Annotated in this window: 9 protein-coding genes; all 9 read left to right on the top strand. The window is 45.8% G+C overall.

Annotation, left to right across the window (positions count from 1 at the left end; all coding sequences use genetic code 11):
• The first annotated feature begins 88 nt into the window (after window positions 1-88).
• On the top strand, window positions 89-922 hold the full coding sequence (locus MKZ13_RS11060; RefSeq protein ID WP_339183994.1) for an AraC family transcriptional regulator: 834 nt from the start codon (window positions 89-91) through the stop codon (window positions 920-922).
• 143 nt (window positions 923-1,065) lie between these two features.
• On the top strand, window positions 1,066-1,854 hold the full coding sequence (locus tag MKZ13_RS11065) for an alpha/beta hydrolase (RefSeq protein WP_339183996.1): 789 nt from the start codon (window positions 1,066-1,068) through the stop codon (window positions 1,852-1,854).
• Window positions 1,855-1,938: 84 nt separating this feature from the next.
• Complete coding sequence (locus tag MKZ13_RS11070) at window positions 1,939-2,604, top strand: SGNH/GDSL hydrolase family protein (RefSeq protein WP_047842445.1); 666 nt, start codon at window positions 1,939-1,941, stop codon at window positions 2,602-2,604.
• A gap of 12 nt (window positions 2,605-2,616) precedes the next feature.
• The gene (locus tag MKZ13_RS11075; protein ID WP_339183999.1) at window positions 2,617-3,498 is read left to right on the top strand and encodes an SMP-30/gluconolactonase/LRE family protein; all 882 of its coding nucleotides are present in this window, start codon (window positions 2,617-2,619) and stop codon (window positions 3,496-3,498) included.
• 270 nt (window positions 3,499-3,768) lie between these two features.
• A complete protein-coding gene (locus MKZ13_RS11080) occupies window positions 3,769-4,107 on the top strand; it encodes a VOC family protein (protein WP_339184001.1) in 339 nt (112 codons plus the stop codon).
• Between the two features lie 365 nt (window positions 4,108-4,472).
• Entirely contained in the window at window positions 4,473-7,523 is a 3,051-nt protein-coding gene (locus MKZ13_RS11085) for a X2-like carbohydrate binding domain-containing protein (RefSeq protein ID WP_339185382.1), read from the top strand.
• Between the two features lie 271 nt (window positions 7,524-7,794).
• A complete protein-coding gene (locus MKZ13_RS11090; RefSeq protein ID WP_339184003.1) occupies window positions 7,795-9,342 on the top strand; it encodes a response regulator transcription factor in 1,548 nt (515 codons plus the stop codon).
• Between the two features lie 18 nt (window positions 9,343-9,360).
• Window positions 9,361-11,130 (top strand): sensor histidine kinase, encoded by a 1,770-nt coding sequence (locus MKZ13_RS11095; RefSeq protein ID WP_339184005.1) that lies wholly within the window; start codon window positions 9,361-9,363, stop codon window positions 11,128-11,130.
• 339 nt (window positions 11,131-11,469) lie between these two features.
• The gene (locus tag MKZ13_RS11100) at window positions 11,470-12,762 is read left to right on the top strand and encodes an extracellular solute-binding protein (protein ID WP_221824211.1); all 1,293 of its coding nucleotides are present in this window, start codon (window positions 11,470-11,472) and stop codon (window positions 12,760-12,762) included.
• The last annotated feature ends 58 nt before the right edge of the window (window positions 12,763-12,820 follow it).

Raw genomic sequence — 12,820 nt, forward strand, 5'->3', positions numbered from 1 at the left:
ATATATATGACTTTTAAAATATAATAAAAGTAATGGCTGATATAAGAATACGGAAGTGTATTTCAGCTTATAACCAAGGAGGCATCCTATGTTTATTTCCCCCCGACATCAACGATATTTCATGACATCACGTGATCAGCCCTTGCCCCTTTATATTGAGAGCCTGGGTTATAACGGCAATCAGGAGAAGGTGTCCAGACCTGTGGGGTATCCCTGTTACCATTGGCTTCAGACAGTAAAGGGAGCCGGAGAATTCAAGTTTGCCGGGTCCACGGTCGTACTGGGGGAAGCATCCGGTATTTTGCTGCCGCCGAATGAACCGCATGAGTATGTGCGCGCCCAAGGAGAGTGGGAGACACTTTACATAACATTTGGTGGTTCCCAGTGTCCGGCAATCTTGGAGTCACTTAGTCTGGGTGAAGCGGCGTTCTATCAGTGGGAGCAGAGCAGTCCGTTCAATGATTACGGCCAGGAAGTGCTGGATTCGATCAGAAGTGATCAGGATTTGTCGGGACTCGAGGCGTCAGCGGATATATACCGATTTCTGATTTTGCTCAAAAAACATGGCATGACGGGCAATCGTTCTTCCATCTCACATTCTGTGGAGAGACTTGCTCCGCTCATTGCATTCATGGAACAGCATTATGCGAATCCCGAGATTGGGCTCGAACATATGGCTGACCTCACAGGGATCTCATCCAGACATCTGAACACCTTGTTCAAGCAGTCCTTTGGCATGACAGCCTACAGTTATTTTATTTTGCTGCGCATTCGCAAAGCCAAGGAAATCATGACCGCAGACTATAGACCCACGATTAGGGAAACTGCAGTTAGGGTAGGGTTTCGCGATGCAAGCCATTTTGTAGCAACCTTTCGCAGGATTGAGGGGGTGACTCCTGAACAGTTCCGTAATTTGTACTAACATGTACCCAAATAAACAAAAAGTGATGCCAGGAAGGTATTGATGCGTTAGGGTCATTACCGTTATGATGGTATCGATTCCTGAGATTCGAAAACGTTTAAACGGACCCATGTATCCGTTCTACTTGGAGAGGATGATTGAAGATGACAACAACTATACTCTTATGGGATCATGCTGCACCTTATGCAGCCCAGGGCCATGAAGACGAAATGCCACATTTGATTCCATTTATTCAGCCCGGTTCCGAGAGCGCTGTCATTGTATGTCCAGGTGGCGGCTATGGATTTTTGGCTGATCATGAGGGTGCTCCAATAGCCGAATTGTTGAACCGTGCAGGTATAAGTGCATTTGTCCTGAAATATCGGGTGGCGCCTCACCAGCATCCTGCACCTATAACAGATGGTCAGCGTGCCATACGTTATGTTCGTGCTCATGCTGAGCAGTATGGCATCAACCCTGCCAAGATTGCAGTGCTTGGTTTCTCCGCAGGCGGACATCTCACAGCAACACTGGGAACGCTGTATGACGAGGGACAACCGGATCATGAGGACCTTATTGAACGCCAAAGTTCACGCCCGGATCGAGTTATTCTCTGTTATCCGGTCATTACGATGGAGTCCTATGGACATGCTGGGTCCCGTGAGAATTTGCTTGGGCCTGATGCGTCAGCCGAGCAGATCAAGGCTTTCAGTGCGGAACAACAGGTGAGAGCGGATGCTCCAGAAGCATTCATCTGGCATACCAGCGATGACCAGGCAGTACCTGTGGAGAATAGCTTGCGTTATGCACTTGCTTTGGGCGAGCATGGCATTCCCTATGACTTGCACGTTTTTGAGAAAGGTTCACATGGTCTGGGATTGGCTGAGGATAACCACGCGATTCGGGTATGGTCGGATCTGTGTCTCACATGGCTCAAGAATCAGGGCTGGTAATTTTATTGGCTGATAGCAAGTGAACGGTCCTAACCAATCGAGTAATCCGTATATTAACGCCTTAGAGCGAAGGAGAAAATAACGATGAAATTGCAGAAAAATGACAAGCTTCTGTTTATCGGGGATTCGATTACAGATTGTGGTCGGGAACATCCTGTAGGTGAAGGCAGTTCAGGTCTGGGCCATGGTTACGTAGCGCAAGTCTATGCCCTCTTGCGGTCCATCTATCCGGAATTGATGTTGCGTGTCCAGAATGTGGGTAATGGTGGAAATACGATTCGTGATCTGAAACAGCGCTGGGATCGTGATGTGCTGGACCTTAAACCGGACTGGCTGACGATCATGATCGGCATTAATGATGTATGGCGTCAGTTCGACAACCCATTGTCAACAGACTCACATGTGTTTCTTGAAGAATACGAATCCACATTGCGTGAACTGGTGGCTTCGGTTCGTCCCAACCTGAAAGGTCTGGTACTAATGACGCCTTATTATCTTGAAGCCAACCCGGAAGATCCTATGCGGGCAACGATGGATATCTACGGAGAAGCAGTTCGCAGGGTAGCGAGTGAGTATGATGCAGTGTATGTGGATACACAGGCTGCATTTGCTCCATTTTGGGATCATTTCTACACGTCTGTGCTGACTTATGACCGGGTACATCCGGATGCAACGGGCCATATGGTACTGTCCAAAGCATTCCTGGATGCCATCGGATTCGAATGGTCAGGCGGCGTCAAATCTGAATAAGGACGTGAGGGCATGAGCGACGTAACTGTAGCAGTACAAACCCCTGCATTACTGGGGGAAGGTCCAAGCTGGGATGCGGAGAACAATCGATTATTGTGGGTAGATATTGAAAGCTTTAAGGTGCATGTGTATGATCCGGCTACAGGGCAGGATCAGGCTTATGATGTCGGTGAACATGTCGGGGCTGTTGTTCCCTATCGTGGTGACGAAGTTGTGGTTGCTTTACGCAGTGGATTCCATATGTATCACTTGCTTACGGGTGAGCTGCAGGCCATTGAGGACCCTGAACAAGATAAGGATACCAATCGTTTTAATGATGGAAAATGTGATGCGAAGGGCCGCTTCTGGGCAGGCACGATGAGCATGAATAATGAGAGCAAAGCCGGATCGTTGTATTGTTTGGAGCAAGGGCAACCCGTTCGTACAATGGTACAAGGTGTATCTACATCCAACGGCTTGGGCTGGAGTCCGGATCGGGAGACCATGTATTACATTGACACCCCGACACGTTCCATTGACCGGTTTGACTTTGATCTGACGGCAGGTACGATACAAAATCGGACAAGTGTCATTCACATACCGGAGGAATTCGGTTTTCCGGATGGGATGACGGTTGATGGTGAGGGCATGTTGTGGGTTGCGCACTGGGGCGGAGGAAGAGTCACTCGTTGGAACCCGCATACATCAGAATTGTTGCAACAGATCGAGGTGCCGGCAGATCAGGTAACATCCTGCTGTTTTGGTGGACCGGATCTCGAAGAGTTATACATTACAACAGCACGTATAGGGATTAAAGAAGAACGTCTGAAAGAGACACCGGATGCGGGCTCACTTTTTGTCATCAGACCGGGAGTTAAAGGGCAGGAGACTCACGCTTATGGTAGCCAGCAATAAACAGGTGCCAATTATGTAGTGAACCTCAGTGAACCTTTGCCTGGTTTGCCAGGAAAGAAACGATTCCATTTTGTACTCTTATATAAAATGTCGAAAGATGCTGTTCTAACAGCATCTTTTTTGTTGATTTAGATTATCGTCTGTATAGAACCAAATTAAAACGATTTTTCATTAAAGTAACGGACCGCACATTTCCATTATGTGGTATTATTTGGATTGAAGATGAAGCTCTACGAAGGACGTTAAAAATATGTAGGAAAGGGTGTAATTATGAAATTAAATCATCTGAACCTAACAGTTACTGATGTTCCAGCTGCTCGCGAGTTTTTAGAAACTTATTTTGGTATGACATGTGAAGGTACGAGAGGAAACGCATTTGCAGTTATGTTTGATGATGACGGCTTTATTCTCACTCTAATGAAGGGTAAAAAAGTACTCTATCCAATGACTTTTCATATCGGATTTCCCCAGCCGACCGAACAAGAGGTTGACAGGATATATAGTCTTTTGAAAGACAATGGCTTCGAAGTGGACGCACCTAAGAATGCACACGGTTATACTTTTTATGTTGAAGCCCCTGGTGGATTTACTGTTGAAGTCTTGTGTTAATCTTTATCCCATTAAAGTCGCTATTTTAGCGGCTTTTTATTGTTGTATAAACAAGTTTAAAAACTGAAAATATTTTACAAAAATCGGAATTTCGACAGAGGGGTTTGGAGATTGCCAGCGAATGTTATTTATTGAAAGTATTATCCAGATAACCGCGAATTAAGAACAATCATGTAAGCGCTTAACATGATGACTGGAAGGGGGTGAGGCTTCTTGTATCAAGGGATGCATTGATTCGTCTGGCACGCCATCATCAGCACGCCATCATCAGCACGATGAGACAGCGGGGATAGACCGAAATGCAGTAACGAAGTAGAAGAGGAGGATAAGTTGATATGAGAACGTTTATGGGGAAATTGCGAATGATGAGCCTGACGGTTGCCGTAGTAACCGCCTCGCTGGGAGGACTTGCTGGAACCACAGCGGCGGCACCAAGTGAAGCCTATGAGTGGAAAAATGTGGTGACTGGTGCAGGTGGCGGGTTTGTGCCGGGTATTATTTTCAACGAGTCGGAAAAGGATCTGATCTATGCCCGTACGGATATCGGGGGAGCCTATCGCTGGAATGCGGCTGACGAGAGGTGGATACCCTTAACGGATTTTGTCGGCTGGGATGACTGGAACAAGAATGGTGTGGACGCACTGGCTACGGACCCGGTTGATCCCGATCGGGTGTATATGGCAGTTGGAACGTATACGAATTCGTGGGACCAAAATAATGGCTCCATCTTGCGCTCTACGGACCGGGGAGATACATGGCAGACCACAACACTTCCGTTCAAAGTGGGCGGCAACATGCCGGGACGTTCGATGGGAGAACGCCTGACCGTGGACCCGAATGATAACAGTATCCTGTATTTCGGTGCACGAAGTGGTCATGGGTTATGGAAAAGTATCGATTACGGTGTGACCTGGAACGAAGTCACAAGCTTCCCGAATCCGGGGAACTATGTACAAGACCCTTCGAATGAATACACAAGTGACATCGTAGGTCTGGCATGGATTACATTTGACAAAACAAGCGGTTCGGCAGGGCAGGCAACCCAGACGATCTATGTAGGCGTTGCGGATAAAGATCAAAGCGTATATCGCAGCACAAATGGCGGCCTGACCTGGTCAGCTGTTGCTGGTCAACCTACAGGTTATATCCCGCATCATGGCGTGTTTGATTCAGACGGAAGCCTCTATATTACGTACAGCGATGGTGTTGGACCGTATGATGGGGAAAAAGGTGACGTGTGGAAACTAGCCACATCGACAGGTGTCTGGACCAACATCAGCCCTGTTCCAAGCAGTAGTACGGATAATTATTTTGGATATGGCGGATTGGCTGTTGATGCACAGAATCCCGGTACATTGATGGTTGCGACATTGAATTCCTGGTGGCCGGATGCCACTTTGTTCCGCAGTACAGATGGCGGAGCGACGTGGACACGCATATGGGAATTTGAAGGATATCCGAACCGGAAGTTACGTTATACACAGGATATTTCGGCAGCGCCATGGCTCACATTTGGCACCAATCCTGCCCCACCCGAAACAAGCCCAAAATTGGGCTGGATGATCGGTGATCTGGAGATTGATCCGTTTGATTCGGATCGCCTGATGTATGGAACAGGTGCTACGATCTATGGAACGAAGAACCTGACAGACTGGGATGATGACGAAAAAATCAATATTTCAGTGATGGCGAAGGGGGTTGAGGAGATTGCCGTACTGGATCTGATCAGCCCGCCAAGTGGTGCACATTTGATAAGCGGAGTGGGGGATGTCTCCGGATTCCGTCATAACAATCTGGATCAGGCACCAGACACCATATTTACGAGCCCAAACTATTCTTCCACAGAAAGTCTGGATTTTGCAGAGTTAAGTCCCAATACGATGGTTCGCGTAGGTAAAGCAGATTATGCTGCTGATCCAAATGCAAAATCCATTGGTTTGTCCAGTGACGGAGGTACTACGTGGTATAAGGCCAATGCAGAACCTGCTGGCACAACCGGAGGGGGAACCGTAGCGATCTCTGCGAATGGTAACCGACTCGTATGGAGCACGTCAGATAAAGGCGTACATTATTCGACTGGCGGCAATTCATGGACGGCAAGTACGGGGATACCTGCACAGGCGAAAGTGATTTCGGATCGTATCAATCCAAACAAATTCTATGGATTTGCAGCGGGTAAAATCTATGTAAGTGTGAATGGTGGTGCTACCTTCACGGCATCACCTGCGACCGGACTCCCGATGGAAGGAAATGCCGATCTGGATGCCGTTCCAGGTGTTGAGGGCGAACTCTGGTTTGCAGGTGGCAGTGAGGAAGAAGGTCCTTACGGATTATGGCATTCCACGGATTCAGGAGCAACATTCACAAAGCTTGCCAATGTAGAGGAAGCAGACAGTATCGGATTTGGTAAAGCCGCCCCTGGGCAGAACGTTGTTGCGTTATACACGGTTGCACAGATCGATGGAACACGTGGATTCTTCCGCTCCGATGACGGTGGTGCCAATTGGGTTCGTATCAATGATGATCAGCACCAGTATGCTCGTGTAACTACAATTACGGGTGATCCGCGTTTGTATGGAAGAGTATATCTTGGAACAAATGGCCGCGGAATTTTGTATGCTGACCGTGTTGGAGGTAACAATGGCGGAGGAGACGGCGGGGGTACACCAGTGACCAACTCTGTGATTACACCGGTTACAGCCGAATTTGATCGCAAAGCAGACAATCAGGTTAATATTCCAGTCACGTTAACACTTAACGGCAATACACTTGCATCCATTCGCAACGGGAATGCAACGCTGGTTTCAGGTACAGATTACACGTTGACAGGCAATGAGGTCGTATTAAGTAAAAACTACCTAGCTTCACTGCCAAATGGCGCAGCGACGCTAACCTTTCAATTCAGCGCAGGCGCTCCTGCGACCTTGAATCTGCTCATTCAAGACACGACAGCTGCACCTGTTGGAACCATACGCATTGAGATGTTTAACAGCAACACTTCAGCAACGGGCAGCTCGATTAGTCCCAAATTCAAACTGACAAATACGAGTACTACAGCCTTGAATCTGTCTGATGTGAAAATCAGATACTATTACACGATAAACGGTGAACAGCCTCAGAACTTCTTCGCTGACTGGGCGACTGCTGGCAGTTCGAATGTAACAGGCACGTTCAGTGCACTCAATCCAGTACGGACGGGTGCTGATCACGTGCTTGAGATCGGATTCACAGCTTCGGCTGGAACACTGAATGCGGGACAAAGCACGGAAATCCATACGCGCATCTCCAAGAACAATTGGACCAACTATACGCAAACGGATGATTACTCTTTTGCAGGTAGTCAGACTTCCTATACGGATTGGTCCAAAGTCACCGGTTATATCGCGGGAAGTCTCCAATGGGGAATTGAACCATAAGTGAGTGATTTAACGAAATAAAGGATTGAAAAAGGGGTCCTGATTCGCCAAATGATCAAATGGCGAGTCGGGGCTTCTTATTTTGTCGAAATATAGTGTAAACTATAGATAGTTACCATTGCTTAAAGGATCGTTTTAGGATATAAAAAGATGTACAATCAATTTAAAATTAATGTAACCGCTAACACTGGAAAGTGTTTATAACCGATATATAATAGTTGGTATAGCCTGTACAGATATAGAGGAAAGATTAGACAAGGGGGTCGCGATCATGAACCGGTTGTGCAAGGTGCTGATTGTTGACGATGAGTTTCTGGTAAGACAGGGCATAAAGCACCATATGAACTGGGAAGCGGAAGGATTTATCATTGTGGGTGAAGCTTCCAACGGTGAAGAAGGATTACAGCAGGTTAACCTGTTAAAACCGGATATTGTGATCACCGATATTGTCATGCCTGTCATGGATGGAGAAACGTTTGTCCGTACACTAAAAGCCAGTAATCCGCAGATTGAAGTTATTGTACTTAGCAGCTTCAGTGAATTCGAGTATGTACGTTCTACGCTTCAGCATGGGGCAGCCGATTATATACTGAAACCAAAGCTGGATACAAATGAATTATTGGAGGTCCTTCAACGCACAGCGGGTAAAATTCCGGAGTTACAGTTCGAGCCGTCGCATGATGGTTGGAGACTTGGGCAACTGATGGAGAAGATGCTGTCCGGATTCACACTGGATGAAGATAGCGAAATGCCGATCATTCGAGATACCTTTCCGTATGAATCCTTTCGCTTGCTGGTGTATAAACCCGTGGGTGCTGGAGGGAATCCACTGAAGATGGATCAGGAACAGATTGAATCCAAGCTCCGCAGTGATCTGCCTGAAGTAGAATGTGCAATGGTTCCCGCAGAGGGTACATTACCTGTGATGCTTCTTAATGTCGATCCTGCGAGAGATGAATGGATGCTTGAACGGATCAGACAGTTGGCCAGTGAAAATGCAGCAGGAGAAGGCAGTCCTGGTTGGGTGCTTAGTGAAAGCTTTACTTCATTTGAACAGATGGGTGTTGTTTACCGGGAACGCCTGATTAAGCTGATTGAATATCGCTTCTATTATAAGGATCGACCAATCCTGGTGTATGGTGAACTGCCTCCAATGCATCCCGCAGGTTACCAGTTTAATGTAAATATGTTTTTGCAGCATGTGAAGCGTAACCGGGTCGAAGCAGCAAGGGAGTATTTACAGGATCATGCAAAAACACTTGGACGGGATTATATTGCCGATGTGTTTGAGATCAAATCATTTCTCGGTAACTTGATCTTTAACGTGACCATTACCCTCGCGGATATGGATGTCCAGTCTGCGGGGCTGGAAGAGAGCAAATATACGTATTTTAAAAATGTGGATGGTGCTTCGAGTCTGGACGAAGTGATGACTGTGCTTGACCAATTCATGACGGAAGTTCAGGAGTGCACCGTTGGTGGGGGTGCAAAACGAAGTGATCCCAACATGAAGATGCTGCTGGATTACATGCATGAGCACTTTGATCAGCCGCTCGGGCTGGCTGAAGTAGCCAAGCATTTTCATTTTAATCCATCGTATTTATCCAGTTATTTCTCATCTCACAAAAAAGAAGGATTTAATGAATACTTAAATAAAATTCGGATTGAAAAAGCCGAGGAACTGCTACGATCCGATGATGTAACGATCTCTGAGATTAGCAGTATGGTAGGTTATTCCGATCATAGTTACTTTTGCAAAGTGTTCAAAAAATTCACCGGATTATCACCAAGCCGATACCGGCGCAAATTCTGGGCATAAAGTCAGAAGGATAAGATCATGAAGAAATGGATGAACAGATTATCTCGTCTCGGATTGTTTCCCAAGTTGTTTCTGGTTATGGTGGTCAGTATTGTCCTCGTTTCTGTACTCATCTTATGGACGACCATTCACATGTCAACCAATCTGTTTACTGAGACGTTCAGTATCACAAATTCCAAGGTGCTTAATCAGATCAAAACAAATTTTGAATCCTTTAATGAGGCCATTGCTGCCGTATCGAATAATGTGACGCAGAGTGGATCGATCCGAGGATTCCTGTCCGAAGGTGATGCCGATTCCCTCACGATGGCCAAATCCTTCTATAATATGCGGGAAACGATGGACCGCGTTCAATCGATAACGGAATCGTATGAAGTAGGGATAACGATTATCGGGATCAATGGGCGGAGTTATTCCACCAATCGTGCTCACCTTGAGATGTCAGTGGATGAATTGAAAGATGAACCGATCACGGTGGAAGCCGCTGAGACGCCGAGTCGTCTTATCTTTGATGATTACCAAAACGATGCAACGGTCGGAAGTCAGCAGATGATCTCTGCCACGAAAGCACTGACGGATCGGACCCGCAGCCGAATATACGGTACACTTTATGTCACGATGAGAGAAGAGGCGTTCCGTCAGTTCTATGCCAGCTTTACTAGTCGAGGCAATGACGTGGTTATTATGAACGAAAAAGGTGAGATTGTATCTTCGAATCGTGAAGACTGGATTGGGACAACTCAGCTGGATTTGCTGTCCTATGCCCGAGAAATGAACAAAACGTCTCCGAGAAGTATCAATGCTCGTGTGATGGATCAGGATAGCGTTGTTCTATCGGAGTATTTACCGTTCTATCGGTTTTACATTGTCAATGTCGTGGATAAGGATCTGGCGATGGGTCAACTCATCGACATGAAGACGGTTGCCCTAATCTGTGCAGCAATTGTTGTAGGGGCTCTTATTCTCGTATTTCTCATCACCAGCCAGATTACCAAGTCCCTGCGCAGACTTGTGAAGCAGATGTCCAATATTACGAAAAGTGATCTGGACAACTATATTCCAGTGAGTGGAAGCTACGAGAGCAGGCAGCTTGGTCATGCTTACAATTACATGCTTGATGAGTTGCATGATTATGTGGATCAATTAGTGCAGACCCAGCATGAACAACGTAACGCAGAACTTGCAGCTTTACAGAGTCAGATTAATCCGCACTTCTTGTACAACACACTTGCTTCTGTCAAAGTTCTGGTGCAACAAGGTAACAAGGACAGGGCAGCGGAGACCATTAATGCGCTGATCGGATTACTACAGAATACAATTAGTGATGTGAGTCAGACCGTTACAGTGGAACAAGAAGTCGAGAATTTGAAAAATTATGTCTTCATTAATCACGTCAGATATGGAGGCCGGATTAAAGCAGCTTTCTACGTCGCTCCGGATTGTACACATTACCATGTACCGAAGCTGGTCATACAGCCGTTTATTGAGAATGCATTTTTCCATGGATTCATCAAGAAAGAAATGGGTACAATTCATGTCATGGTTTCCAGAGCGGGAGAATCACTCATCTGTGAGATTATGGACAATGGTGATGGAATTGAAGGGCTTGTCATGGGAGAAACGTTGCCCAATCCAAAGAACAATCGTCAACTATTCAGTGGTATTGGTATTCGCAACGTACATGACCGTATTGAGTTATTATATGGTTCACCTTATGGTGTCACCATTATGAGTACGGTTGGGGAAGGAACGAGAGTCACCGTTACACTGCCTTTAATCACGAGTTGAATCGAAACCTGATTCGATTGAATACACTAAAATCGAGATCCCTCGCTTCTGTTTTTTACAGAGGCGGGGGATTTTCGCGTGTCAGAGGTAAAGTAAAATACATATTTGTACTATTTCAAGATCAAGAAATTACAAAATCAAAAGAAATTACAAAAAGCCAAATTTAATGCAAACGGTTTCTGTAAAGGTTTTCATTGTGGCAATAAGATGACAAATCCGTACAAAATTATTACTAACGAATGAAGATATGGGAATGATAAGATGAATACATCGAAAGCAACCGCTTTCAGAAAACGTAAACAAATTACACACAAAGAGGTCGAAGGGGAGTTGAATGTTTTGAAAAAAATGTGGGTATTGATGCTCGTTACAGTACTGCTGTTGTCCGCATGTTCATCCGGTGGCGGAGGTAATTCTGCTAGTGGTGGTGACGAAAAAACAAACGAAATTACAGTCTGGGCTTGGGACAAAGCTTTTAACGTAGCTGCAATGGAAACAGCAAAAGAAGCATATCAAAAAGCAAATCCTGATGTGAAAATCAACATCATTGAATACGCTCAAGCTGATATCATCCAGAAACTGAACACGGGGCTTAACTCCGGAACTGCCAGCGGTCTTCCAAACGTAGTTCTGATTGAAGACTATCGTTCACAAAGCTTCTTGAATGCATATCCGGATGCGTTCAAAGATCTGTCTTCCAACATCACGGCTTCCGACTTTGCAGATTACAAACTCGGACCAACAGCTTTTGATGGCAAACAATATGGAGTACCATTTGACTCCGGCGTTGCTGGTTTGTACTACAGAACAGATCTGCTGGAGCAAGCTGGCTACAAAGCAGCTGATCTGCAAGACATCACTTGGGATGACTACATCCAAATTGGTAAAGACGTAAAAGCTAAAACAGGTAAAGAGCTTCTTTCTCTTGACCCGAATGACCTTGGTTTGATTCGTATGATGATCCAAACTGCAGGTAAATGGTATTCCGCAGAAGATGGTAAAACACCTGACATTGCAACTAATGCCGCTCTGAAAGAAGCGTTTATTACTTACAAAGCAATGATGGATGCCAACATTGTTAAATTGCACTCTGACTGGAGTCAATTCGTTGCCAACGCCAATAACGGTAGCGTAGCAACAATTCCTACAGGTAACTGGTTCTCACCATCTGTACGTCAAGAAGCTTCCCAATCCGGTAAATGGGCTGTAGCTCCAATACCGAAAATGGCTGGTCAAGCAAACTCTGTTCACGCATCCAACTTGGGTGGTAGCTCTTGGTATGTTATGAACAACGTTCCTGGTGCAGATCAAGCAGCTGATTTTGTAGCTAAAACATTTGGTTCTGACAAACAATTGTATCAAGATCTGTTGAACAACATCGGCGCAATTGGTACGTACAAACCAGCAGTTGATGGTGACGCGTATGCCAAAGCAGACGAGTACTTCGGCGGACAAAAAATCTTCACAGACTTTGCGAATTGGACGAAAGAAATTCCAAGCGTAAACTATGGTATCAACACTTATGCCATTGAAGATATTCTGGTTGTAGAAATGCAAGCATTCCTGAACGGTAAATCAATCGATGACGTTCTGGCTGATGCACAAAAACAAGCTGAAGCACAATTAAACTAAGATACCCAAGGTAACTTATAGAACCCTAGGAAACATCGGAGCCGTCTCCCACGTCCGG

The sequence above is a fragment of the Paenibacillus sp. FSL R5-0701 genome, from assembly GCF_037973995.1.
Classification (GTDB): Bacteria; Bacillota; Bacilli; order Paenibacillales; family Paenibacillaceae; genus Paenibacillus.

Coding starts and splice junctions, on each gene's coding strand:
- MKZ13_RS11090 (WP_339184003.1), top strand. CDS start 7,795: ATGAACCGGTTGTGCAAGGTGCTGATTGTTGACGATGAGTTTCTGGTA.
- MKZ13_RS11060 (WP_339183994.1), top strand. CDS start 89: ATGTTTATTTCCCCCCGACATCAACGATATTTCATGACATCACGTGAT.
- MKZ13_RS11070 (WP_047842445.1), top strand. CDS start 1,939: ATGAAATTGCAGAAAAATGACAAGCTTCTGTTTATCGGGGATTCGATT.
- MKZ13_RS11075 (WP_339183999.1), top strand. CDS start 2,617: ATGAGCGACGTAACTGTAGCAGTACAAACCCCTGCATTACTGGGGGAA.
- MKZ13_RS11065 (WP_339183996.1), top strand. CDS start 1,066: ATGACAACAACTATACTCTTATGGGATCATGCTGCACCTTATGCAGCC.
- MKZ13_RS11085 (WP_339185382.1), top strand. CDS start 4,473: ATGAGCCTGACGGTTGCCGTAGTAACCGCCTCGCTGGGAGGACTTGCT.
- MKZ13_RS11080 (WP_339184001.1), top strand. CDS start 3,769: ATGAAATTAAATCATCTGAACCTAACAGTTACTGATGTTCCAGCTGCT.
- MKZ13_RS11095 (WP_339184005.1), top strand. CDS start 9,361: ATGAAGAAATGGATGAACAGATTATCTCGTCTCGGATTGTTTCCCAAG.